Source organism: Bradyrhizobium glycinis (assembly GCF_016031655.1).
GTDB lineage: Bacteria > Pseudomonadota > Alphaproteobacteria > Rhizobiales > Xanthobacteraceae > Bradyrhizobium > Bradyrhizobium glycinis.
In genome coordinates, this window is the sequence record NZ_JACCHQ010000050.1 from 1 (window position 1) to 24,355 (window position 24,355).

A 24,355-nucleotide genomic window follows, 5' to 3' on the forward strand; every position below is an offset into this window, starting at 1 on the left:
CTGCAGTTTCGCAAGGCCCGCGACCTTGCTGCCTGGCTGGGGTTAGTGCCCAGGCAATACTCGACCGGCGGAAAACAGACGTTGCTTGGCGCCAGCAAACGCGGCAACCGTTATGTGAGAAAGCTTCTAGTGCATGGCGCGCGATCCTGCTTCCGGCATTTGGACCGGACGCGCGATCGCCTAGGAAGCTGGCTCGACGGGCTCCAGGCTCGGATGCATCCGAACAAGGCCGTTGTCGCTCTAGCCGCCAAGATGGCTCGCATTGTCTGGGTGGTCTTGAATAAGCCTGGAGCTCTCTACGAACGCAGAGATCCTGCTTTCACCTGACGCTTCTGGCTTCGATTGCAAGGCTCGGGAACAGTGATGACGAAACAGTGGATCAACATGCCGTAAGCCCTGTGCAAAAAAGCGGGCTTCGTGCCCGAACCATTTATTGGGAACGGCGTGCGCGGATCTCATCATGGCCTGGCTGCAACAGCAGTCCACTCGCGAGAGGCCGGATACATTTATGCAACTGAAAGCGTCATTTTTGCTGTTACGAACCCTTGCACGGACGGGGCGGACCATACATTTTTTGAAAGGAGCTCGCGAAGTGCGGCCGCATCGAGCATCTGCTCGGCCAGAAGCTTCTTCAGCTTCGCGTTCTCCTCTTCCAACGCCCTCAGCCGCTTCGCTTCGGAAACGTCCATGCCGCCGAATTTGGCCTTCCTTGTAGATCGTTGCCTCGGAAACACCGTGCTTGCGAGCCAGGTCGGCTGTCTTCGCCCCAGCCTCATGCTCCTTTAATACCGCGATAATCTGCTCTTCCGTGAACCTTGCTCGCTTCATCTGTCCGTCCTTCTTCGGGCCGGACTCAAACTCCTTCTGGAGGAAATACGCAGTGGCAGGTCACCTCTCTTCAAATTCGATTTGGCGAACTGATAGAAGATATCGAAAAGCTTATCACTGAAGATGCCAGCGAAATTGCGGAACTCAGGGTCATCCAGCCCTACGCAATATGGCAACGCGTCCGGACCATCGTATTCAGATAGCTGCCTGGGATGGCCCCTCCAACAGAAACTTCATCAGTTTCATTTCGGAGGTTGTTGGCTCGTTCCGCCGAGAAAACGAGGCCAAGGCCATCAGCTTGCCAGCATCAGAAATTCGAAAATAGGGAGTGTTCTTAGGGAAGGATGGATCGGCTAAGCCATAGAGCATGGAGTACCGATTTCCCGGCTTGGCTAAAGGCTCCCCGACGACGTCAATGTTCAATTCCGAGTCGATTTCGTAGAAGCTGCCGATCGCGCCTTCCCAGATGAGCGCGTAGCAGGGCGTTCCTTTCGGGAATGGAGACATCCCGAACGCGCAAAGGAGGTGTGAACGCTCGTGAGACGATGAAAAGCAGTGAATTGATTGGCCGAGGAAGTGCCGGCGTCCGACGATGATTTCATTCTTCAATACGCCGCGATAGCCGGCGTGATCGATTGGCCCGCGCACATATTCGAAGTGATCGCGAGGCCACCAGCCGCCGGTGCAAATGACGTCAGGTATCTCGCTGATTTCCCCGAGAACGTTAAAGACGTCGCCAGATGATATCGGAGAATATCGGTAATTCGAATTTTTCTCCGCCTCCACTGAAAGTGCCAGATGGGCATCTTTAAGGTAGGAAACTGCTCCATCATGCGCCGGATTGAACGCAAGAATATTCATTGCAGCGCAATTCCCAATATATCTCCTAATACCTGCCGCCCCATACTCCCTAGACCCCGGCGTGAAAACCTTCGCCAGACAGATCTGATTAAGATACAATTACGTGTGGATGGCAAGCGTTGAAACCATTACGATAGGTCATGATTCATAGCGTGGACATGACCGACAGCCCTGAGCACCACAGGCAACGCTCAGAGTTCATCAAAGGAATGGTTCAGCGGACCGGGAGCAAGGCGTGGGTTGGCCGCAGCCTTCGAGAGCTACCGCCTAAGACAATCATACAGTTTTGGCACGATCTACAGGATTTGCCGGGTGACGTGGAGGACTGTATCGCGTCATGGGCCCGCTGGAAAGAAGTCGGGATCAGGCATCTCCTCTTTGACGAGTTTAGCGCGAGGTCATACATCCGCGAGTCGCTGGGTCCTCGCTACGAGCGCGCTTTCGACCGATGCTACCATCCGGCCATGCAGGCGGACTACTTCCGCTTGTGTTACTTGTCGCTGGAGGGAGGCTTTTATGTCGACGCGGACGACGTCTGTGTCGGGTCACACATTGATTGGATCTTTGAAGACGCTCGATTGAAAGTCCAACCTCTTTGTTACGACATAGCGTCCGCATCGATGGTAAGCACAGCAAGCTTCCTTACGGCGGAAAACGCTACACCCGATTGGATTTTCTACTTCAACAACAATCCGCTTATCGCCGCGAAACGCCACCCAGTCATCCAGCTGGCCCTCCTAAGGTCAACCGAAGCTCTAGAGAATTCGTTTGATGGCGATTTGCCTGAGATCCAGGCAACAACGGGCCCGGGGATTCTATCTCGAACAATCTTCGAACTCGGGGTCGCTTCCGGCACCATAGATCAGGAGGTTGCTGTCCTGCGAGGCTGGGACTTATTCGCTATTTCCAAATGGCCCCTAAGCTATCGCAACGACGCGCGAAATTGGCGCCACTCCAATCAAAAGCGACTTGAGCAGTAGCAGAAGCAGCTCACAATGAATTTGACGAAGCCATTTCACACTGCCTCTCGAATTCTGCATTACCTCGCTTTGAACCTACGACGACGCCTACCGCGTAGGCGGTCCGCTACATTTGGGCTGGAGCGGCCTGAGCGACCAGGCATTTCCCAAATATACGTCATCAACCTCGACCGTCAGCCCAAACGTTGGGCTGAGATTCAGCGAGAGTTCGCTTGCGTTCTGGATGCGGACGGAATTGATCTTGGCACCAGGACAACCCGATACTCAGCCGTTGATGCGCAGAGCTTTTCCCAAAATTCAATTGATGGGGAGGACGTCGACCCATTTTATACTTTGGGCGATCAGCTCTATGTTGAGCCTCAGCCCCAAGCGCTGCCTGACGAATTCGACCTAACTCGCCCAATCCGCATGAGCGCGGCGGAGGTCGCAATCGCCCGCTCTCATATTGGCGTCTGGAGAACTATTGCTGAATCCGCCGCCAGTTATGTGCTCGTGGTGGAAGACGATGTCTGGCTTGAACGAGGTTTCGCCCACGCAATCGATCGAGCTTGGGACGAGATGACAAAGGCTGATGGGGGTGGTCCTACATTTGATCTCCTGTACCTCTCTTATGCCGAGGCGCGGCATGGTGCGCCGAAGGAACTGATTTCAGCGAACTTGTTCTGTCCGGAACGCGGACTTTGGTACTTATCCGGCTACGTCCTTTCGAAGACTGGCGCCCAGAAGCTTCTGAACCTGCTTCCGTGCCGCGGTCCAATTGATTTATGGATCAATCAAAAATTCCAAGAGATCGACGTTCGTGCCCTACGTCGTCCAGTGATACACCAGCGTGCTGACTTGGTATCGACCAACTCTTATTCCATACTGCCGGCCCTGACAAGAATTGGGGTTCTCGATTATGGCAGTACAGCGCTATTCCACCAACGACCGACCTCCTTTCCTGTATTCGCATTCGGTAGACCGGGGACTGGTCTGTCATCTGTAGCAATGGCTTTATCGATGCTGGGCTACCGGTGTTGCAGCGATCTCGACCGGCTGCCTGAGACGGAGCTGAAAGCCCTGCTGGCCGGGAAGAGTCGCACCTTTGATGCTTACGTAAATGTGGGTTCACTGGAGCCCGTCCTCGACCAGCTTGTGCAGCGGTTTCCGCAAGCGAAGTTCATAGTCACCGAGAACGGAGAAGTTGATGATCCAGCCAAGGATAAGTTGCTGAAAAATCTACAAGGCTCCGACGTCATTCGCTTGAAGGGGGAGGACACCTTTTCTTGGCGCGCGCTTTGCGAACACTTACGAACGCCCCCGCCCGTGGCATCCTATCCCCGTATCAAGGAGATCGGTCAGCGAAAGTACCTCGGACCGGCTGAGGCAGCGAAGCCCAATATTCGACCAAAGCAGCTGCGATATGATCGGTCGCTATGGATCGCAGAGCCTAGTGCCGATTGGTGCGGACTACGCACGATATCGCTTGATCGATCGGTACGCGGCTCAAGAATCGTCTTTGACGATGATCTGAGCGAGGTGCGGCCCTCGAGGTGGTCACTCAGAAACGATACCTTCCCTGGGAATCTTGGTTTGTTTCGGCCTTCTAACGTATCGGCATGTACGGAGGGAGGCCTTAAGCTTGCGGTGCGGGAAGAATCACTCGGCGTTCGCAGTTTCGGCGCCGCAGCCATATCCAGTCGCGACAGCTTTCTGTACGGTCGGTTCGAGGCGGTCCTGCAAGCGACGAACGTTCCGGGCGTGGTTACGGGCTTCTTCCTGTACCGAGCCTCTCCTCGCCAGGAGATCGACATCGAGATAGCGGGAAACTGTCCGACCCAAATGCTCGTGAATGTTTTTTATAATCCTGGCTCTGAAGGCGCGAAGTTTGATTACGGCTATCGCGGGACGCCGGTAGCTATCCCTTTGGGCTTCGACGCGTCAAAAGCCCCGCACCGCTTTGCGATCGAGTGGGATCCGTGCGAAATCCGATGGCTTGTTGACGGAAGGCTCGCTCACCGACGCGGCGTATGGAACCCGACACCCATCCCGCACCTTCCCATGGTCTTGCATGTAAATACGTGGCCCGCGCGCTCGCGGGAGCTTGCTGGTCGACTTGCGGCTAACAAGTTACCCGCATCGACTAACTTGCGTGGAATCAGCATTGATGCGTCTGATGTCGGTGCGGATGTTGGCAGTTAGCGTTGGCCTAGAGAGGGTCTCCTCAGTCGCCAAGAGTTTCCGTCGGGCCACGATCAACGCTTGTCTTTTGTATAAGTGGAACGCAACGTACTTGCTCGCGATCATCTTCGGTCGGAGGCGATAGCTCCGAAAAGTAGGTTAGCGTGTCACAGTTCAAGCGATGAGACATGCACGATACTTCCTGATAGTGCATCCCGCAAAAGCAGCCGCAAAAGGGACAGCACTCGTGAAATTCGAAGTGGCCCCATTTCCAGACGCCCATATACTCGGGCACAGCATCGCTATCGTAACCAGTGATTTCGAATGCATCGGCGTTTTTCGCGACGAACCGGTGTTCCCTTGCTCTCATCAAGTCGGGCAAATCTCCGACGGATCGAGGTTGAACCACTCTCCGCGTTCGCGACACATCTTGAATTTCGTGTGCAAAGACCGTTCGAGAGCGATGTCATCGCGAGACTGTATCCAGCCCATAACCTCCAGGGTCACCGGGCTTGCCGTCTGTAGCTGCATCCGGCGACGCCTAAGATTCTTCGCCCTCCCAATCTTGATCAGGCACCCGTCTGTACTTTGGTAGCCAATGAAATAGATCGGCATTTCGCCCCCCGACTTATCGCCCAATGTACGCGGCTTTTAGCGGCCCGACTATCTCTCTCCTCCCTTCAATCCCAAAACTCATTCTGGCGCGGTCCCATTGCGTCTCAGGCCCATCTCCCGTTGCGCGTTTTACCCCAATGCACGGCCAGGAGGACGGGGAAACTAGGCCCGAGGCGCATCCGCGCAAGGCATCCAACCGTATCCCTGAAGGGAGCCCTCGGCCGGACCCTCCATTGCGCCGCTGCTATCTCCTCGTTCCTCGAAATTTCCCGTCCGGCCGCGATTGGCGCAGCCGATAACCAAAGGGAGATCCTCCAATGACTAAGATCCTCAACGTCAACGAGCTCTGCGATGCGATCGCCGCGTCCACGCTCGACGACGACACACAGCGTGCCCTGATCGATGCGCTGGAAACCTCCGTGGCCCATGTCGCCAAGGTTCTGGCCGACCACTACGGGATCATCTCCGAACACGCCGAGTACGAAGGCGGCTTCGGTGGGCTCTGCGTCAATTTCCGTCCTGCCTACGAAGGCCAGGAATGCCCGGACGTGATCGATGAAGGCGACGAAGGCGGGGATTGGCCGTAACCCTGGCCGAAGCACTGCGGGAAGGCATAACCTGGCAGACGACTATCCAAGGTTGAATTCTTCCCGGCACCTGTTACGCTCACCGCATTCATTGATACTTTTCAGGGAGGGCGCCCTCATGGCCAGCCCCAAGATCATTATCCTGTCTGACGGTACCGGTAATGCCGCCTCAAGCGTCTGGCGCACGAACGTCTGGCGGATGTTCCAGGCGCTCGACCTGCAAGGCAACAGCCAGGCCGCGAAATACGACGACGGCGTGGGCACCTCCTCCTTTGTGCCGCTCGCTGTGCTGGGCGGCGCATTCGGGTTCGGTCTCAAGCGCAACATCCTCGACGCCTACAAGTTCATCTGCCGCAACTACGATCACCAGAACCACTCGAAGATTTACCTCTTCGGCTTTAGCCGTGGCGCGTTCACCGTGCGCGTCCTCGGCGCGCTCATTCTTCAGCAGGGTCTGGTTGTGGCGGACACCGAAGCGGAGCTGCACAACGGCGCAGTCAAGGCTTACCGGGCCTACCGGGCCAAGGGCTACCATTCGATCTTGCAGATCGAGGTGCTCTTCCGCGCCCTGCGCGACTACGTCCTGGTGCCGGTGCTGGACCTTGTGCGAGGCAACAAACCCTACGCCGAGATTGTCCGAAAGGACATCCCATCCATAGAGTTCATCGGCGTGTGGGACACGGTCGCTGCCTACGGCCTGCCCATGGATGAGATGACGCGCGGCGTCAGCAACTGGATCTGGCCCCTTGAGCTTCCGAACCGGATCTTGAACCCACGTGTCAAATGCGCAAGGCACGCGCTTGCGCTCGACGATGAGCGGACGACCTTCCATCCCGTGCTCTGGACCGAGGAAGGCGAATCCAAGCCGGCGGTCCCCACCACCATCGGCGACGAGCGCCTGGTCCAGGTCTGGTTCGTCGGCATGCACGCCAACGTGGGCGGAGGTTATCCCGACGATGCCGTATCTTTCGTGCCGCTGTCCTGGCTTGTCGACGAGTCCATTAAGCGTGGTCTCGTGTTCAAGGAGGCCCCCTTCGCAGACCCCGACTCCATCAAACAGATCAACTCCGCGCAGGATAAGGACGGCCGCCTCTACGACTCGCGGTCCGGCCTCGGCTCCTACTACCGCTATGGTCCGCGGAAAGTGTCCGACCTGTGCAATGACCCGGATGTCGGCGTCAGCGTCAAGCTGCCGAAGATCCACGAAAGTGTGTTCGACCGCATCGACAGCGGCTGCAACGCCTATGCCCCGATCGGCTTGCCGCCGGAGTACCTCGTGGTCTCCCGCAACGGCAAGCTCACGCCCCTCGGGTCGACGACATTCGAGACGCCGGGGGGCGCGACCGCCCGATTTGCGGCACAGGAAAAGCTCTGGAATTTCGTCTGGATGCGTCGGCTGGCGTATTTCGCGACCCTGGCCGCCACGCTGCATCTTGCGGCGTTCTGGCTGTTCCACGACCGCATCAAGGAGCATGAGTTCGAGTCGCCGATCCGGATGGTCTCCGAACTCGTGCGGTTCATCGAATCCTTCCTGCCGAAATCATTCCACTGGTGGACGGACTGGTACGCCGCAAACCCTGAATGGTTCGCCGGGGGTATCGCCGCCGTTATCGTCCTGATGGTTCTTGGCAGCAGCCTCAGCGCCAAAATCAAGGACCGGATGCGGCTTCTTTGGCGGGACCGGGCGGCGCCAGTGCCGCTCTCCGGCCTGATGCACGACGCTATTTACGCGTTCAGGACCCACCCGGCCTATCAGTTTGTCATCCGCACCGGGAAGCGGCACGTCCTGCCCCTGCTTCTGGTTATAGCGATGGTCTGGGTTGGCGCGACTCTCGTGAGCCATTTCCTGTTCAACGTCGCGGATTCGATGGGGGCATTCTGCAAGGGCACGGCGGAGGCAACGCTTGTCCCGGTCAATAAGGGCATCGACCAGGACGGCGCAGACTTCGCAACATCTGCGATCTGCGCGCCAACAGGCCTGAAGGTCTTTTCCGGTCGATCGTATGAGATCAGGATCGCGGTGACCGAGCCCTGGAACGACGCGGAGCGGCCGACCACACCCGCTGGCTTCCGGACCTCCACCGTCGAGTTTGCCAACCGGTGGAAGTTTCGCAGCGCCATTTTCCTTCGCCGCATCCTGTTCAGACCCTGGTACCGCATCATTGCGCGGGTGGGCGAGACCGGCGTGGACGAGTATTTCCTTGATCCTATCCCGGTTCCGAACACGACACCGCAGACGTACAAGGCAACGTTCAAGGCTGCACGCAGCGGTGAGCTTTTTCTCTACGTCAATGACGCGGTGATCGGCCTGCCATGGCTCAGCGACGCGTTTTACCCGAACAACGGAGGCAAGGCCAAGGTGACCGTGAAACTGCTGTGAGACCTTTCACACCACCTGTTCTCAAGTCAGCTTCCGGGCTCTTCTCGATCGGCTACGAGCGCGCGGTCTACCAAGGTCCGCTACGTTGGATCCTTCTCATCTTCAAAGTCAGCAAGGGTAGCCAGCTTTTTGATTGCCAGTTTCAGGCCATCGCTCAACAGCTTCGCACCTCGTTGAACAGTGCGACACGAGTCCCGGTAAACCTGCATCCTGGTCAGAGAGACCCTGCCGTCCTCATCCAGGTTGCTCAAGCACCAGGTTTCTTTCTTTCTGGCGTCGTCGACCCCCATCCTGAGATTGTCGAGGAGGTAGATGTTCGACCGTGAAAAGAAATGGATCTTGCGCCACGCTTCCTCGAGCTCATTGTATTCGCCCAGCGACAAACCGTATTCGCCAGACGACAAGCCGTCTCCCCATTGCACATAGTCGGCTTTGGCATCCCTCAGCAGGTCCTCCGGCCCGAGTCTCTCCAGTTGGTTCTTTTTTGTTCGGATCGTCTCTTCCAGTTTCCTCAAAATGAGGTCCGCATCTTGCGACATTCGTTCCACCTCGTGCCGAAGACGCAGAAACATCCCGTACTTTTGGCTCTGCAGCTCACGTCGCGCGGCTTTGCGCTCGTTTGCTGCAATCTGCTTGTCGAACGCTATCCTCTCTTCAGCAACGCTCCTATCGAAGGCAATCCTTTTCATGACACCTCGATAGGCAGCCCACGCCGCGAGAAGTGCAAAAACACCTGCGGCCAATGACTGAAAATCCTTGGCTACGCTGTACCAGGATTGGGGCGCGGGCGGAGTCGTGAAGGCTTTGAGAGCGTCAAACAGGTTTTGAGCAGCGACAGGATCAGGCATGACTTTGCCCCAATGCGGGAATGAATGCTGGCGCAGCCATTACGCGTGTGCGCATCGGCAGTTCTGAGGTCCATGGTAACGGCCCAAGGCCGCCGCGATTGTGAAATAAGACACAACATTTTCGGTAACACAGGCTCGCTCTACGGCCGGCTGCCCTCCCGACGAGAGCCACAGGAGGAAGCACAATACTGAACCCGCGTTCAATTTTACGTTGCCTCGGAGCCGTCCGGCTTTGTCCGGGCGAGGCACTTCTCCCCAACAACCTGAGTAATAGGTTCAGCCCATACTGGATCAGGCATGAGGTTACCCGCATGCGCCGATTTTCATTAGCTGCTCTTTTCCTTTTTGCGTTTTGCACCCACGCCTCAGCATGGGGTGACGAAGGCCACAAGATTGTCTGTGAGATTGCCTACCGGCTCGCCCAGCCGGATACGCGCGCAGCGACACGGAAACTGATCCAGGCGGACAAAGTGTTCGACACCTTTTCCGACTCCTGCGTGTTTCCCGACCATCCGCGCATTCGCCGAACAGAGCACTTCATCAATCTGCCCCGCGACGCGCGCGGGGTAACAGGAGACAACTGCCCGAGCGCTCCAGAATGTGTGCTCACGGCCATCCTCAACGACTCGAAGATTGTGAACTCGAAGCACGCCAAGCGGGCCGACAGGCTTATTGCGCTCAAGTCGCTTGGACACTGGGTTGGCGACATACATCAGCCTCTCCACGTGTCCTTTGAGGACGACCGCGGAGGAAACGATATCAGGGTGAACGGCGAGTGCTCGGGCAATCTGCACGGCACCTGGGATAGTTGTCTTGTGACACACGCGGTGGGGGCCGGATGTCGATGAGGCAGCTTCTGACCTGATAGATGCCATTACTCCTGCGATGAAGACCAAGTGGAGTTCGTCAGACCCGAGTGATTGGGCCAACGAGTCGTTTGCAATCTCAGAAGCCGAGAAGACGGGCTATTGCGTGATGCACGGCTCCTCCTGCGACCGGCCCGAGGGCAGCGTGACCATCAGCACCGAATACCTCGCCGCGAACGAACCTATCGTGAAGGAGCAGCTTCAGAGGGCAGGCGTTCGGCTCGCGGCCTTACTCGATAGCATCTTTGCCGACTGAGCGAGCCGGACCGCGCGGTTATATCCGCAGGATGGCGTCCAGCTTTCCAGCGCAGCCGGTCGCATGTGCTCTCCGGCGTGACATCGCAAAGGCAGTGTGCGGAGGACGAATCCCAGTCGTCTCGCAAGTCAGCTGCGGCGCGTTTCCCTCGTAAAAAGGCTCCGGCGCACGCCACCGCACACCAAAACGCTTCTGGCGCGGTCTTATTGCGTCTCAAGGCCATCTCCCGTTGCGCGTCTGTCCCCAATACACGGCCAGTAGGACGGGGAAACTGGCGCCGAGGCACGTACGCGCAAGGCATCCAACCGTATCCCTGAAGGGTCCCTCGGTCGGACCCTCCGTTGCGCGCCCGCTATCTCCTCGTCTCCCGAAATTTCCCGTCCGGCCGCGATTGGCGCAGCCGGCGAAACCAAACGGGAGACAACCAAATGAAACGCAACGAAAAGACCCAGCGCCCCCACAGCGTCTTTGTGGTCGAGGGCGAAGGCGACAAGGCCTTCTGGACCAAGATCGGCGCAGCCTGGGCGCACGAGGACGGCAAGGGCTTCAACATCCAGCTCAGCTGCTTGCCCCTGAACGGCCGCCTGGTCATTCGCGAACCAAAGGCTGACGCGGAGGCGGGGCGATGAGCCCCGCCGCCACGCGGCGCTTCCTCGTCAAGTGCTTCGACTACGAGGAATGGGGCGTCATCGTCGAGGCTGCCAGCAGCGAGGATGCCATTCACAAGGCCGAGGCCATCTACCTGACCGACAGCCTGGGCAACATGGACGGCTTCGAGCTTCTCCGCAGCGACTTCGGCTGGGAGGCCCGGCCCCTGGTGCAGGAGGTGCAATCATGAACGCCCTGCCCATTCAGGACGTTCGCAACACCGTGGTTCACGGTGTTGCGTGGAGGTCATGCGACGCATGGCCTCAGGCTCAGTGGATTTCATCCTTACCGATCCGCCGTACTTGTGCCGCTACAAGTCGCGCAGCGGGCAGACCATCGCGAATGACGACCGCGATGGATGGCTGGAGCCGGCGTTTGCCGAGATGTATCAGCTACTCAAACCCGACTCCTTCTGCGTCAGCTTCTACGGCTGGAATGCCGCCGACAAGTTCATCGCCGCGTGGCGCAAGGCTGGCTTCCAGATGGTGGGGCACATCGTTTTCAGGAAGAGCTATGCCTCCGCGAGCCGCTTCCTCGAAAGCCGGCATGAGCAGGCCTACCTTCTTGCAAAAGGCCGCCCCGCACTACCGGCGAGTCCGCTGCCGGACGTGATGGACTGGCACTACACCGGCAATCGTCTGCATCCGACCCAAAAATCAATCAACAACTTGCGACCACTTATTCATGCGTTCTGTCGGGAAGGCGGGATCGTGCTCGACCCGTTCTGCGGGTCGGGCTCGACGCTGGTGGCGGCTCGCGGAGCGGGACGCGTCGGCATCGGTATCGAGCTCGACGAGCGTCACCAGGCTACTGCGGCCTTTCGCGTGAACACCTTGGGTGTGGCTGCCTAGCGCCGCGAGTCACCGGCGTACCGCCGGAGGCGGTAGGCCGGATTTTTTGTGCAATCCGGCCGCTTGACCGGCCCTCGATGCACGTGGAAACTGCACGACGGCTGTGGGGTTTTCTGCATGAAATTTTTTGAACCGATCGTCGCCAGGTTTGGTCCCGACCGCATAAATAACCTATCCTCCCAAGAACGTTTGCGTCTGTTGGAAGCACGGCGCCATATCCAACACGGCTGGCTGTCAGGTACAGATCAGGCCCGTCTTAAGATAGCGGGCATCTCCGCTTCGGTCATTGCCGACCTCAATTCCAGCCAAGCCCCTAGGCACCGGGCCGCGTTAGGCGATCCCGCCCTACAGGCATACGTTCGTGCCGAAATCCAGCGATGGATCTCGCTGAGATTGCTGACCTACTTTCAAAGGAAGCTGGAGTCGTTCGACGATTTCAGCCTCGCAAAAGCCGAAGCTGTTTTAAAAGACGAAGGAAGTTTTTGCTTCAGCCCCGGTTTCGTGGATGACACAGACTTCGGAAGGTCTTTCCGGCGCGGTGTACTTTTCGTGGGCACAAACGACGAGAACGTTCTTTTCGTAATAGCGCACTTCTTGAAACTGTTTGTCAGCACTTTGCGTTCTCTGATGCACAGATACGAAGCATTTGACATCAACGACCAGCAGCTGAGGCAGGAACTGCTCAAATCGCTTCCGAACGTTACTGCGACGTTCACGGACAGTGCCTTGAGAAGATTTCAGGACGCCATGGAGCGAGCTGCTGGTTGCGAGGAACCAAAGGCTATTTGTCCCTACTTCGATATTTTGCGTGCACCAGGCCTGAAAGACGAGCTTGTGAGCGCTCAGCTTGAACGCAAGCGGGCGGTCGCTGCTGAAAGGGCAGCTGTCGATGCCGAGAATGTCAGAAAGGCCGCCGCCGACGCAGTTCGTGCGGAGGAGGAAAGGAAACGCCTTGCAGAGGCACAGCTGACACTTGAAATTGTTGACGGGTCTCTCGATGTAACGCCACGCAGTTGGCCGCTCTTGGAGACGGACGCCAAACTTCAGGAGTTGCTTGAAAACATGCGTACAGGCTTTGCTCAAGCCCGGAAGGTTCACTGCGATGGCGCGCCATTGGAGAAAGAATTTCGGAACGGTCGATCGATTGTCTCGATGAATGCAAAGCAGCTTGCTCTCGTGAAGATCGAATTCTGGAAGAGCCGGTCGGGAGTGTTCAGAGGGGTCACGAATCCCGCGTTCATGACGAACCGGATGATTGGGCTCCTTAATTGCGAACACAAACTCAACCCCAACGACACAAAGTTTCAGCACTTTCCAGAACTATACGCGGGCGGTGCCATTGAGCTGGAGGCAGAGTGGCGCGACAACCTCGACTTCTTGCAGAAGTGGATTGATGATGAAGGATTTAAGGGCGAACTCGTCAGATGGTTTGTCGAAGATAAAGACAACGATGACGGCTGGGCAACGTCGCGTTAATCTGCGAGCTCTCCGGTTGTTCGCTGAGGCTCCTTATGTCGCCCTTTGAGCTGAGGGTCCTCATAGGCCTTCACCGCGAGCAGCCGCGCTGGGCGGCGGCCGCCTTCAAGGACGACCACCTTATCCACGTATTCCGGTCCCATGAGTTGCTGTGGTGTCGCCAGCGGCTTCATTTGGCCGGTCAGCAGGTCGCGCCTGCTTCCCAGCTCCTTCGATAATTCCTGAGCGGTCGTGGCGGTTGGCTCCATGAAGCACCGCACCGCCATCAACTCCAGAATTCGTTGCGGGTCGCCGTAAGCCTTCTGAAGCTGCGAAGTCCCTTGCGCAAACAGCCAGAGCCGCAATCCCGATTGGCGGCCGAGCGCGATCATCTGCTCAATCTCCTGCATATACCCGAGCTGTGGAAACTCATCGAGAAAGAAGGTGACGGGCGGCAGGTCGTACTGATCCCGCGCATCGCGGATCGTATAAAAGATCTGGCCGAGTAGCGTACGGATGAGGGGCCGGTACATCAGCAGCTCCTCGGTCGTGACGCAAAGGTAGAGCGTGCCGTTTTTGCTTCTCAGGTCTTCGAAGTTAATGGTCGTCTCCGCGACGACCGTCTCCAATTGGGGGGAGCCCCACACGTCAACGTGCCTCAGTACGGTCTCGAACAGATTGGACCGGGTCTCCTCGTCCGCACTGGCAAGCTGGTTGCCAATGCGCACCAGACTCCTCACCCCACATCCTTGAAGAAATTCGATATGGAGCTTTAGCTCCTTGGGCGATGGCGAGAACCAGTCGACGACGGCCGACATATCCCGCCGCCCTTGGTAGCCGTGCAGGCAGATGTCGAAGAGGGCGCCCTGGAGGAGTTGGGCCGCCCGGCCCTCCCAGAAGCTTTTGGCCGAGTGAGAGTCCGTCGGCACCATGAGCAGCGGCAAAAGCCTTCCTATCGCCGTGTAGGCGGCTATTGGGTCGTTCGGCACGGCATCAAGTGGATTGAATTTCTCGGTCGCGGCGGCATCGCCGGGCCTGAAAACCTGCACTGGCCCGACATTCTGGTCGCGCCACTCGCTGGTGAGGTCGGCTATCTCCGGCTTGACGTCCAGGACAATGGCGGGGGCCTCAAGGTAAAGGAGATTGCGGACCACGTGGGCCTGCGTCTTGCCGCGCCCCGGCCGCGCGATCGTGATGAGGCTCTCGGCGCCATCAAAGACGTACTCCTGCCCGGTCTCCTTGAACACGCCGAGAGTCAAAGGCGCCTTGCCCACCATTTCATCAGCCCCCAATACCCATTTCCGGGACTTCCCCGGTCGGCCCACGAGCCATTCAGCGGCCGATTTCGCGCTGTCTGCGCATCCTAGCTGGCCTTCGTGCATTGCGCCATCCACCGCGGAGTGAGCCCCCCGGCTAGGAGCGTGGCAGCGCCATGTGGCGGTCCTGGAAGTGCTGGTGAGGCCGGAACGTCGGCGAAAGTATCGCCATCAGTGGGGGCCCGGGCGCTTGCCAACTGGGCGGCAGAGGTTAAACTTGCGGTAGTGCGCACTTATGGGTTTGCAGGCAAACCCGCGCCAGTACCCGAGGTGTTGATGGCGATTTACAGCCTGCATCACAGCTCGATTGGCAAGTCCACCCAGGACGAGCCCTACACCGCCGCTGCGCACATCCGATACATCACTCGCACCCGCGCCCTGGGCCGCATTGACGGGGAGCGCATGCCGACTCAGGCCGACCAGGCCATAGGGTATCTGCGCAAGGCAGAGGACACCAGCCGCAAGAATGCTCGCGTCATCGACAAGGTAATGCTGGCGCTGCCGAAAGAGCTGGACGCCGAACAGCGGGTGGCTCTGGTCCGGTCCTTCGCCGAAGACGTGACAAAAGGACGGGCACCGTGGCTGGCTGCCTTTCATGACAGGGGCAAGGACGCGAAGAACCCTCATTGCCACCTGGTCATTCGGGACCGTGACCCGAAGACCAACAAACGGGTCATCGGCATGAGTGAGGTCGGCTCAACCGAGCGTCTCCGGAAGGCTTGGGAGAAACACGCCAACTTGGCGCTGGAGGCGGCCGGAATAGATGCTCGGATTGATAGGCGGACGCTCGAAGCTCAGGGCATCAGGCGCAAGCCGACCATTCATGAGGGCGTGCGGGCCCGCCGCATGAGCCGTGAGGGGCGCACGCCGCATTCGCGGCGCCGCTCCTACCGCAACCGGCCGAGGACACGCAGCAAGAGCCGCGTGGTCGACTACCGCGCGCTCGACAAGGGCATGAGCCGGACTGCCTACAATCGGCGCCTTCAGTTGGCGCACGAGACCGAACAGGCGCGATGGGCTGCCATCGACGCCGATCGGCAGGCTCGGGAGATCGAGCATCTTCGGGGCATCCACCGGCCCGACTTGGACGATGGTTTGGCGCGCGGTTTCAAGCGGAAACTCGAATGATGTTGGCCATTTAATTCAACCGCCGTAGGATCTTCGTGACAATGAATTGAGCAAATGGATTGGATATGGACCGCGCAAGAGATATTGCCGTTCGCCTTGAGAACGTTGAAGAGGGCTTGAAGAAGTTGAAGGGACGGGGTGACGAGGAGGCCTCGATCAGAACGAAGCACCTGACCGGTATCGGTGAGCACCTTCGGACCCAGCTTCTTGAAGAACTTGATTGGATTCACGAGCAGAAGCCCGAACTCGAAATCAAACAAAAGAAGAAGCTAAAGCGTTGAGACCCCGAAGGGCTTGGCTATCCGGAGACTTCGTCGTACGATTCGAGCGTTGGACGGCTTAGACGCTCAGCTTGAACTCACTCGCCGACGCGACCTTCTTGAGTTGCGCGGTTATCTGGATCGTCGACGCCGGTGGGAAGATGAAATCTCCAGCATGAAAGAGACGTTGGCTGACCCGGCCTATGCAATAGATCATAAGGCAGCCAAGCATCGCCTGGAGGCGGCCACTCGGCTACTCGATATCTGCAATCAACTCATAGCTGTCCAACTGGAGAAGTTAGGCATCCGAGACGAAAAGCTGGAGTTGGAACGTCAACTTGCCGCACTAGAAGAGTAAGCGGGGTAAGATGGATATTAACGAACGGGCCGCAGAACGGCACTCGCAGATTGCGAATGAACTGCGAGAGATAAAAGCCGAGGTTCAGCACTTCACTTTGCAGCGAAATGGTCTTCTACGCTCGCTAGAAGAGGCTACTGCTCAGGGGCTGACCATCGAAATCGATCGGCTACAGAAGCTGGTCAACGATTGCAGTCAAAGACTCGACGCCTGCGACATACGGGCGAATTATCTGAAGCGCGCCCACGAAGATGCGACGTTGGCCTTTGAGACAGACGAAAGACATAAGCTAGTCCTCAAACCTAAGAAGCCTAAGCGATAGTCGACGAGTTCATGAGGGGGTCCGGGGCTTGCCCCCGGCCGTTTGTCCGACTAACGACATCGGGTCTCTGGGCCGTCGAGCCTGCGATTTTGATCGATCGCCTGGTGCTACTTTGCAACGAGTTTAGCAAGCAAAGCGGCTTCGCCGAATGAATGGCGCACTTATACATCGCTGCGCGACATAGGTGCACGGCCGTCACACCGGCCGTAAGGTGTCGCCAGGGCGACAATGCTTTTTGGAGGGGAATGGCTTCGTATCATCTTTCAGCGCAACCGGTGAAACGCTCCGAGGGGCGTTCGGTGGTGGCGATGGCGGCTTACCGGGCCGGTGTCTTGCTGAAAGATGAGCGCCGCGGCATTGACGCGGACTATCGGCGTCGCCGGGGTGTAGTGCATGCCGAGATTATGGCGCCGGAAGGTACCGCCGGATGGTTGTACGATCGCGAAGCCTTATGGAATGCCGTAGAGCGCATGGAGAAGCGCCGGGACGCACAGCTCGCACGCGAGATCAACATGGCGTTGCCTCATGAGCTGAGCGATGAAGAGCGCCTTGAGCTGGTCCGCGAGTTTGTGCGCAGCGAGTTTGTGGCTCTCGGGATGGTAGCCGATTTCGCCATCCATGCTCCCGTCCCCGAGAAAGGGGATGACCCTCGCAACTATCATGTGCACGTGCTGCTCACCATGCGTCAGGCCGGTGGCGGAGGCCTGCGGTCGGTCAAGACACGAGCCTGGAATCGCGACGCCATGCTGATCGCTTGGCGCAAATCGTGGGCTGACCATCAGAACAGGATGCTTGGCCGCGCCGGGGCGCGGGCGCGGGTCGATCATCGAACTCTCGCCGCTCGTCGTGCTGATGCGGCGCGGTCTGGCAACCGTCGGTTGGCGGCTGAGCTATCACGTGAGCCCGAGGTCCATGTAGGGCCTAAGGTCAAGAATGCCGTCGGGCAGCAACCAATGAGCAAGGCGCGCCAGGCGGGACCGAAGCGGAGGAGGAGAGAAAGCGAGACCGCGACCCAACGAGAGCTTCGCTATCCCACACTTGATCGTGGAAGTCGCGCACAATGGACCATGAGCCGTCTTACCAGTAATGCGTATTCCTACCAGAAGGCAGCGCGGAAGGCAGAGCGTCAGGCGGCGCGCTTACGGGACAGGCAGGTTTACTATGCGAAGCTTGCCGAATCTGCCGAGGTGCAGAGATCCCAAGACGCGGAACGTTGGGTCGCACGACAAGCGCATGCGCGGCGGCGTTTGGCAGAGATTGCCTATTGGCTCAACGAGCTTGATCTCCTTTTCGTCGCTTTGCTCGGCGTTCGCGAGACCCAGTTGGTCCGGCGCTCTGTGTGGGCCAATCGGTTTTCCGGAAGGGGTGAGCGGGGGCTCAGCGGCGGCCGCAGCCGTCCCTGGATGCCGGACTAGGCGCGACCGAACGTCTGCTGTAAAGCCGACACTGATCATGTCTGCCAGTAGTCGATCGCGCACACAGGACCGTCGATGCATAACCGGCACTAACGGCTCTACCGATACCCTCACTTCTTTTCGGCTGTGCTAACGCACGGCAATGTCTTCGCAAATAGCTTGGCTCCCTGCTTTGCGAATTGCTCACGCGAGCCCTGATCTATGGTGACAACGCACGACTTCTCTATTCTCTTTTCCGAATCGAAGAGAGTGACCAAGAATTTCATCGGAATCGATTTTAGTGGACTATCTTTCTGGTTGATAACACTGAGCAACTCGGACCAAGCCAGAAAATTGGAGCGATCACAGTTGTCACCGACGCAAGACAGTCGTGGATAAAACCGGGTCTCATGGCTCTCAGACTGCCCACCCAGAATCACGCGGGGCGTTGCGACCTTCTGAGGCGCTGCGGTGGACGTAATATCCGAAAAGTAGGTCCAATCCAAAACTATCTGTTTATCACCGAACTTTGGCTCAACTTGCTCTCGTCGAAGCACTGCGTTGTAGGCTGGGTCTCCGCGATTCACATATGACATCGTGGAAGCCGTGATGGTGACCTTGCTCTCAGAGGTACACTCGTTAGCCTCTACCTCGCTGCACCTTAGCTCCACCTGATCCGGTGGAAAGAACTGCACATCAGCCCCTTTTACCCAATTTGCGATATACCAGCCGTATCCAAAGATCGACAGCGCAAAGGCAGCAAGCCCAGCCAGGTCTGTCGCCTTGTATTTCCAAATACGGGGGGAAGCAGGCTCCGAGCTCGGAGCCTTCACCTTAGCTTTGCGTGAATTCAACCGTCGTAATCCTCGCGCTTTCCAGATGCAATTTGTAGTATACAATTGATTGTGAAGCTTAGCCAAGGAGTTTTCCGATGAGAGTCCTTGCATTCGTCGGGGCGTTTTTTGTCGCTTATTCAATTGAGCAGAGTCTCGCCCAGACAATCACGCGCATTGGCATTTTGGCCGATCTTTCGAGTGTGACTTCGGACGGCGTCAGAACGGCAGCTTCAATGGCGCTGAAGGACGTTCCGGACCGAGACGGGCGGCTTAAGGTTGAGACCGTTTGGGCGGACCACCAGATGAAACCCGATGTTGCAGCTAACATCGCTAGGCAGTGGATCGATAATGAAAAAGTTGGTGCAATTATTGTGAGTGGTGGCAGCGCAGTGTCTTCGGCCGTGGCTGGGGTCACAGGCGAAAGGAAAGTGCTCTCGATTATGTCGGACGTCGCTCTCCCGCCAAGTGAACGAAAGGCGCCAACGTTCAACTGGACATCGAACGACCGTTTGATCGGCCTGACTCTAGCGAATTATCTCGTTGATGATCGTCACAAGAACTTCAGCATAGTTGCACCGGATACTGCGTTTGGTACCGCACTCGCGAAAGCGACAAGCAATGTGGTGACGAACCTAGGCGGAAACATCATAGAGGTTTCCAGCTACAGCTGGCAGGGAAGTTGGTCTGGACTAAAAGCTAGCGCGTCTGACGCCACAGTTGTGATGTTTGGCAATTCCCTGAATGGAATTGTAAATCAGATCGATGAAAAGCAGGGGCGTCTTCGGCTTGCGTTTGGTTCACCCCTTCTTCTGACGGATATCGACAAGATCGGGCGCCCTCGTGTTGAGAATGCAATATTTGCCACTTCGTTCTACTGGGACGCGAACGACGCAACAAGAGACTGGGCAAAGCGCTTTTTGAATGCGCGACGTGAACGATCGGCGAACCCACCGGACTTGATCGAGGCCGGCATGTACTCCGCCGTGCGGCATTATCTGAGAGCATTGCTGGAAGCGCGCGAGAGCGACGCTGACAAGGTTGCAGAGAAGATGAAGCAGCTTCCAGTTGATGATTTTTTCGCTCCGAATGGCCGAGTACGCGCAAACGGACAATTGGTGCATCCGGTATACATAGTCCAGATCAAGCCGAAAGGGGACATTCGCTATGCGGGAGATTTTCTGAAAGTGCTGGAAGTGATTCCGGGGATAGCCGCTCAGGAGGCGGCTTGCGGCACGCCTTGCCCGAAGAAGGGTGCATGCCCTCAAAGCTCTGATCAGCCGGACTGCCCGTGCCCGAAGGGCAACGCGTGTCCACAGAAGTGAGAACACCCCTTTTCTGGCTGGAGGCTGACGATGGACAGGTGCGGCGAAAAAGTTGCCGTAAGCAGGGTGAGTAGATTGATCCACACTGGCGTTCGGATATGAAGGTTTCGCCTACTTAGCCTAGGCGTAAACCCTAAACCGGCCAAGTATCGAACTTGCCGCGCCAACGTAGGTTGCGCCACGAGCGATAGTTGACCTTCGTGGCCAGCACTGGATATCGGACGATGTCGCTGCGGTAGATGACGATGGCGCGTCTGCCCGGCAGTCGTATCACTTCGGAAGGGTCCAGGAGCCATCGGCCGGTCTCCGATTGACCAAGCGAATGGTGCTGGCGGATGGTATCGACGTTGCTGTGCGAGGTCCCCTCATTGCGGGAGAGCGACGTGGTCTGCCCGACAATCTCGGACACGAACTTGGCGGCGTCCAGGTCGCTGACGTTGAAGAACACCTTGCATGCGGCGTTGGCGAGGAACGAGCCTGCCCGGCGGTAGATGGTGCGGAGCTGACTCATGTCCTGGAAGACGAGCAGCGGCGTGCAGTAGGCCCGCAGGTAGCCGACACCACGCTCCAGCGGCTCGAGGTAGCCGAGGGCGGCGGCTTCGTCGAGCAGCAAGAGCACTTTACGATTCGGGCGTGGCAGGTTCTTGGAACGCGTAAGTGCATTGAGCACGCTACCCACCATCACGCGGAGAAACCCCGCGTAGATGTCCAGCTTCTCCTCGTCGACAACCAGGTAGAGTGTTTTGACTTCCCTGACGAGATTGACCAGGTCGAAATTGGAATATCGGCTGATTTCTCCAGCAGGACCGCCGGCCGCCCACACCCGGGTTGCTTTCTCCGTGTTAGACAGAATGCTCCTGAATTCTTCGCTACCATCCATGGCCATGAAGCTTGCGGTGATCTCGGCTGCGGCTCGTGGTCCGCATGTGCAGATGGTATGTAATAGTTCCTTGAAGGATTCCGGTGGTAGCGTCGATAACGTACGGACCTCGGCAAGATTGCGTTGCTCCGGCCCGAGGCGCATCACGTAGAGAATGATGCAGGCCAGCAATCCTTCAGTCTTGGCGTCCCAGTGGCTTGTCTTGTCGTCCGGGATGATCATCAGACGGGCCAGCGCTTCGGCGTCGTCGCGTTCGTGGAACGTGCCGGTGCGGATCATGTCGAGAGGGTTGAAGTGATCCGAATGGTACGGGTCGGTGGTATCGAGGGTACGCACTCTGCCCAATGTGGCACGCTGGCGCCGGGTTATTGCACTGTTCTCGCCTTTGATATCTGTGCAAACAATCGAGCCGCGGTAATCCAGCAGGTTGGGAATGACAATTCCTACGCCCTTGCCAGCTCCCATTGGCGCGAACACCGCAATCATCCCATCTTTGTTGAAACGCAAAAAAGAACGGCCTCTTCGGCCGACGATAGGTCCAGGCCCTCGCATCACCCCGGACCACAGCAGCTCCCACCGGGAAGCGAAGCGGGCGGAGCCGAGTGCACCACCAGGACTGAAACCATGCCATCGGTGCAGGGTATGGACGATCTTCAGGATGCAACGTGTGACCCAGAGCGTTATGCGCGCCACCAGCACGGTGGCTCGCAGCAGCCAAAGCACAATCTGCACCATTTGGTCAGTCTGGCACGCGTTCGTAAAGCTAGCCAGCAACCGCGCGTGAGAGATGCGGGTTGCCGGGATAAGCCAATGAAACAGCGTCACCGGTAGGCATCCCAGCCCTACATCCGACATCGGGTCGCGCCGTCCCGCCGCCATGTCAAGGGTAGGACGAGCGGCTAGCCGCCCTTGACATGGGCGTCGCGCCGTCACAGTGGGCTCACCATGGGCAATGCCTAAGTCTGGGCATTGCCCCATTCGGTACGAAGAAAGCGGCCTCCTGTCAGGCGCACGCTTTGTCTGGGCGCGCATAAGCCCCTGAGCACAACCGGCTCATCTCCTTATTTCCCGCTTAGACCGGCCCCGCCGGCACGAGATGTTTGCCCGAGGACTCTCTCCATGAACGAACTGGTAGCAGATCCGACCTTCGGAACGGACATCCACGACCTGACTCCCGAAGAGCTGGACTTTATCGCGGAAAACAAAACTCGCCGCGGATATACGATAGTGAACCTGGAGTATCTGGCACGACTCTACGATGAACTGAACAAGCCAGTGTACGCCGCCAGTCTTCGACGATCAGTCAGCAGCGGCCGCACCACACGGATCGACACAGTCGAGACGTGCTATCTGGCCAGACTGCTAGGAAGAGCCATCGAGGCTCGTGCACAAAACGCAAGGCTGGCTCCGCAATAGCGGAGCTTCGCCCTTTTTTAGCTTCACTTCAACCGAGAGATTGTGCTCGCACTCACGTCAAATGCATTCGCTATTGACGCGAGATGTTCGCCGGCAGCCCTCCTCATAAGCGCCTGCTGCCGCTGTTTCGGGTCCAGCTTTGGCTTCCGACCGAAGCGTACACCACGTGCCATTGCCCTCTCCCGCCCGGCTTTTGTTCGCCTTAGAATATCCTCCCGAGTCTTGCGAGCGATGTAGCCGACCAGGGCCGCCAGGACTTCGCCCAGCTCGTGCGTGGTATCAGCCCAAGGTTCGGCCAATGACTTGTAGGCCGCACCCCGTGATGTGATCTCAGAGAGCACGCTGAGCATCTTGAACGGGCCGCCACGTGTAAGGCGGTCGAGGGCACAAACAATCACGACGTCGCCTTGGCTCAATCTGCGAAGCAGCTGGGAGAGTACACGGCGATTATCCTTTGCACCGCTTTCCTTTTCGCAAAAAATCCGCTCGCACCCAGCAGCATCGAGCTGAGAGATCTGAATATCCAACTCTTGACCGCTGGTGCTGACACGGGCGTACCCGTAGACACGCATGGGATTCAATTTCTCGCTTGCGAAACTCCTGAATTTTGCAAGTCCTGAGCTGCGGGAAAGGCGTCGCTCGCCTTGCGGGCGCTTTGCTGAATCTTTTCGCGGGGTTGGCCGTCTCATGAAACTTTGGATTGGCTTTCTAGTTTTTCCCTAGCGTGCGCTTTTCCGGTCCATGCGTAAATCAGGATTTTCGCTATCACAGCAGACGGCTGCACAACGTCGGGATTAGCCGGCGTTCTCACAAAAGCCGGTGCTTCATGGCAGAAGAGTTCGGTCCTGATATTGCAGAACGCCCCTCTTACCTTGTGCCCGTTGCGATCACGTTTTCGGCGCTTCTGGCAGGAGGTGTCGGCACATTCCTCTATCTTCAGCACGACTCGCCTGTTGCCAGGTTGGCTCCTGCGCCATTTCCTCCGGCTGTTGAAACGCGGGCGGCACCAGCAGAGCCAAAGCCCGAGCCGGTCAGCCGCTTCAAAGGGGTCTACGATACCTTTGGCATCAGCGCGCTGCCGGCAAGTTTTGAGCGGACAAAAAACGCAGCCCGGCTTCTGGACCAGCTTCAGCGGGAGCCTTGCGATCGGCAGGCGATCCTGCCGCTTGCGTCCCTGATGGATGACGCGGGCCATCCGCGCGAAAGCGCGAAGATCGTGATGAAATTCGGAGAACGGTGCGGGCAGAGCGCCCCGCTTTTTGAAAGGGCCTACTTTGCTCTTACACGCATCAGCGACTACTCGGGAGCGCTGGATGTCTCCGAAGCGATGGTGAAGTCGGATCCTGCCAACGGCCGATATCGTGTGTTGAGGGGGACCGCCAACGAGAACCTGAAGAACTACGGCGCCGCGCTCAGCGACTATCTCAGCACCCTTCAGCTGTTCACCGATCTGTCCAGGGTGGCTGCGAGCGAGTTCTACCGGGTCTCGCTGCCGATTCCGAGGTCATCGCGCGCACCGTACCGAGTTGATGGCGCGCAGGGTTCCGAAATGATCGCGCGCGGCGTTCCGAGCATTCTCCGCGCAGCATTCCGACTTGATCGCGCGCAGTTTCGGATGGTGTGAGGCCTGATCGTTGGCCATTTCTCTGGCTGGAAGCAGCTTGGAGAATTGGATGCCGACGAGGAGGGTTATCATGCGCCAGGTGCGCGAGATTGTGAGATTGAGCCTTGAGGCTGGGCTCTCGACGCGCGTGGTTGGCGAGCGTGTAGGCGTCGGGCCGACGACGG

Annotated in this window: 26 protein-coding genes and 1 pseudogene; 19 read left to right on the forward strand and 8 right to left on the reverse strand. The window is 57.9% G+C overall.

All coding sequences use genetic code 11. The features are described from left to right. The coding region (locus HZZ16_RS36270; RefSeq protein WP_197955571.1) for a transposase at positions 1-327 on the forward strand (327 nt) is incomplete at its 5' end. A 239-nt stretch (positions 328-566) separates the two neighbouring features. Here HZZ16_RS36270 and HZZ16_RS36275 read toward each other — a convergent pair. Beyond that, a pseudogene (locus HZZ16_RS36275) lies at positions 567-828 on the reverse strand (transposase); the annotation flags it as partial. A 195-nt stretch (positions 829-1,023) separates the two neighbouring features. Then, a complete protein-coding gene (locus tag HZZ16_RS36280; RefSeq protein WP_197955572.1) occupies positions 1,024-1,689 on the reverse strand; it encodes a hypothetical protein in 666 nt (221 codons plus the stop codon). Between the two features lie 158 nt (positions 1,690-1,847). On the opposite strand from HZZ16_RS36280, the gene HZZ16_RS36285 reads away from it, so the two are divergent. Then, positions 1,848-2,669, forward strand: coding sequence for a glycosyltransferase family 32 protein (locus tag HZZ16_RS36285; RefSeq protein WP_246510691.1), 822 nt, complete (start codon positions 1,848-1,850; stop codon positions 2,667-2,669). Positions 2,670-2,684: 15 nt separating this feature from the next. Continuing rightward, a complete protein-coding gene (locus tag HZZ16_RS36290; protein WP_197955576.1) occupies positions 2,685-4,850 on the forward strand; it encodes a family 16 glycosylhydrolase in 2,166 nt (721 codons plus the stop codon). A 348-nt stretch (positions 4,851-5,198) separates the two neighbouring features. On the opposite strand, the gene HZZ16_RS37790 is transcribed toward HZZ16_RS36290, so the two are convergent. Next, positions 5,199-5,444: a GIY-YIG nuclease family protein gene (locus HZZ16_RS37790; protein ID WP_246510685.1), complete on the reverse strand. Its 246-nt coding sequence runs from the start codon at positions 5,442-5,444 to the stop codon at positions 5,199-5,201. A gap of 317 nt (positions 5,445-5,761) precedes the next feature. On the opposite strand from HZZ16_RS37790, the gene HZZ16_RS36300 reads away from it, so the two are divergent. Then, positions 5,762-6,031 (forward strand): hypothetical protein, encoded by a 270-nt coding sequence (locus HZZ16_RS36300; RefSeq protein WP_197955578.1) that lies wholly within the window; start codon positions 5,762-5,764, stop codon positions 6,029-6,031. Between the two features lie 118 nt (positions 6,032-6,149). Beyond that, positions 6,150-8,411, forward strand: a complete 2,262-nt coding sequence (locus tag HZZ16_RS36305; protein ID WP_197955579.1) for a T6SS phospholipase effector Tle1-like catalytic domain-containing protein — start codon at positions 6,150-6,152, stop codon at positions 8,409-8,411. Between the two features lie 80 nt (positions 8,412-8,491). On the opposite strand, the gene HZZ16_RS36310 is transcribed toward HZZ16_RS36305, so the two are convergent. Continuing rightward, the gene (locus tag HZZ16_RS36310; protein WP_197955580.1) at positions 8,492-9,259 is read right to left on the reverse strand and encodes a hypothetical protein; all 768 of its coding nucleotides are present in this window, start codon (positions 9,257-9,259) and stop codon (positions 8,492-8,494) included. 311 nt (positions 9,260-9,570) lie between these two features. Between HZZ16_RS36310 and HZZ16_RS36315 the strand changes: the two genes are divergently transcribed. The 6 genes from HZZ16_RS36315 (at position 9,571) to HZZ16_RS36340 (ending at position 13,356) form a co-directional block, all read left to right on the forward strand. Beyond that, complete coding sequence (locus tag HZZ16_RS36315; protein ID WP_197955581.1) at positions 9,571-10,107, forward strand: S1/P1 nuclease; 537 nt, start codon at positions 9,571-9,573, stop codon at positions 10,105-10,107. Between the two features lie 37 nt (positions 10,108-10,144). Beyond that, on the forward strand, positions 10,145-10,381 hold the full coding sequence (locus HZZ16_RS38060) for a S1/P1 nuclease (RefSeq protein ID WP_283815915.1): 237 nt from the start codon (positions 10,145-10,147) through the stop codon (positions 10,379-10,381). A 428-nt stretch (positions 10,382-10,809) separates the two neighbouring features. Then, positions 10,810-11,010 carry a hypothetical protein gene (locus tag HZZ16_RS36325; RefSeq protein WP_126261707.1) on the forward strand — a complete coding sequence of 67 codons (201 nt, stop codon included), beginning with the start codon at positions 10,810-10,812 and terminating at the stop codon, positions 11,008-11,010. Further along, the gene (locus HZZ16_RS36330; protein ID WP_197955582.1) at positions 11,007-11,219 is read left to right on the forward strand and encodes a hypothetical protein; all 213 of its coding nucleotides are present in this window, start codon (positions 11,007-11,009) and stop codon (positions 11,217-11,219) included. The genes HZZ16_RS36325 and HZZ16_RS36330 overlap by 4 nt, the downstream gene beginning before the upstream one ends. A gap of 67 nt (positions 11,220-11,286) precedes the next feature. Continuing rightward, on the forward strand, positions 11,287-11,880 hold the full coding sequence (locus HZZ16_RS36335; RefSeq protein ID WP_246510687.1) for a DNA methyltransferase: 594 nt from the start codon (positions 11,287-11,289) through the stop codon (positions 11,878-11,880). Positions 11,881-11,997: 117 nt separating this feature from the next. Next, positions 11,998-13,356 carry a hypothetical protein gene (locus tag HZZ16_RS36340; protein ID WP_197955587.1) on the forward strand — a complete coding sequence of 453 codons (1,359 nt, stop codon included), beginning with the start codon at positions 11,998-12,000 and terminating at the stop codon, positions 13,354-13,356. Here the strand turns inward: HZZ16_RS36340 and HZZ16_RS36345 are convergent. Further along, a complete protein-coding gene (locus HZZ16_RS36345; protein ID WP_197955590.1) occupies positions 13,353-14,717 on the reverse strand; it encodes a type IV secretory system conjugative DNA transfer family protein in 1,365 nt (454 codons plus the stop codon). The two genes, HZZ16_RS36340 and HZZ16_RS36345, sit on opposite strands and share 4 nt — an antisense overlap. A gap of 210 nt (positions 14,718-14,927) precedes the next feature. Here HZZ16_RS36345 and HZZ16_RS36350 point away from each other — a divergent pair, with 210 nt between their 5' ends. The 5 genes from HZZ16_RS36350 (at position 14,928) to mobQ (ending at position 18,134) form a co-directional block, all read left to right on the forward strand. Next, a complete protein-coding gene (locus tag HZZ16_RS36350) occupies positions 14,928-15,779 on the forward strand; it encodes a MobA/MobL family protein (protein WP_246510689.1) in 852 nt (283 codons plus the stop codon). A gap of 65 nt (positions 15,780-15,844) precedes the next feature. Next, entirely contained in the window at positions 15,845-16,060 is a 216-nt protein-coding gene (locus tag HZZ16_RS36355) for a hypothetical protein (RefSeq protein WP_197955592.1), read from the forward strand. 49 nt (positions 16,061-16,109) lie between these two features. Beyond that, positions 16,110-16,397, forward strand: coding sequence for a hypothetical protein (locus HZZ16_RS36360; protein ID WP_197955593.1), 288 nt, complete (start codon positions 16,110-16,112; stop codon positions 16,395-16,397). Between the two features lie 10 nt (positions 16,398-16,407). Next, positions 16,408-16,719, forward strand: coding sequence for a hypothetical protein (locus HZZ16_RS36365; protein WP_197955594.1), 312 nt, complete (start codon positions 16,408-16,410; stop codon positions 16,717-16,719). A gap of 245 nt (positions 16,720-16,964) precedes the next feature. Further along, positions 16,965-18,134 carry a MobQ family relaxase gene (gene mobQ / locus HZZ16_RS36370; RefSeq protein ID WP_197955595.1) on the forward strand — a complete coding sequence of 390 codons (1,170 nt, stop codon included), beginning with the start codon at positions 16,965-16,967 and terminating at the stop codon, positions 18,132-18,134. Between the two features lie 110 nt (positions 18,135-18,244). Here mobQ and HZZ16_RS36375 read toward each other — a convergent pair whose 3' ends face one another. Continuing rightward, positions 18,245-18,967 carry a hypothetical protein gene (locus tag HZZ16_RS36375; protein ID WP_197955596.1) on the reverse strand — a complete coding sequence of 241 codons (723 nt, stop codon included), beginning with the start codon at positions 18,965-18,967 and terminating at the stop codon, positions 18,245-18,247. Positions 18,968-19,044: 77 nt separating this feature from the next. Between HZZ16_RS36375 and HZZ16_RS36380 the strand changes: the two genes are divergently transcribed. After that, the gene (locus HZZ16_RS36380; RefSeq protein WP_197955597.1) at positions 19,045-20,271 is read left to right on the forward strand and encodes an ABC transporter substrate-binding protein; all 1,227 of its coding nucleotides are present in this window, start codon (positions 19,045-19,047) and stop codon (positions 20,269-20,271) included. 133 nt (positions 20,272-20,404) lie between these two features. On the opposite strand, the gene HZZ16_RS36385 is transcribed toward HZZ16_RS36380, so the two are convergent. Further along, a complete protein-coding gene (locus HZZ16_RS36385) occupies positions 20,405-21,976 on the reverse strand; it encodes a type IV secretory system conjugative DNA transfer family protein (protein WP_197955598.1) in 1,572 nt (523 codons plus the stop codon). 294 nt (positions 21,977-22,270) lie between these two features. Here HZZ16_RS36385 and HZZ16_RS36390 point away from each other — a divergent pair, with 294 nt between their 5' ends. Further along, positions 22,271-22,567 (forward strand): hypothetical protein, encoded by a 297-nt coding sequence (locus HZZ16_RS36390; RefSeq protein WP_197955600.1) that lies wholly within the window; start codon positions 22,271-22,273, stop codon positions 22,565-22,567. A gap of 23 nt (positions 22,568-22,590) precedes the next feature. On the opposite strand, the gene HZZ16_RS36395 is transcribed toward HZZ16_RS36390, so the two are convergent. After that, on the reverse strand, positions 22,591-23,139 hold the full coding sequence (locus HZZ16_RS36395; protein WP_197955602.1) for a recombinase family protein: 549 nt from the start codon (positions 23,137-23,139) through the stop codon (positions 22,591-22,593). 254 nt (positions 23,140-23,393) lie between these two features. Here HZZ16_RS36395 and HZZ16_RS36400 point away from each other — a divergent pair, with 254 nt between their 5' ends. Next, positions 23,394-24,191, forward strand: a complete 798-nt coding sequence (locus HZZ16_RS36400; protein WP_197955604.1) for a hypothetical protein — start codon at positions 23,394-23,396, stop codon at positions 24,189-24,191. The last annotated feature ends 164 nt before the right edge of the window (positions 24,192-24,355 follow it).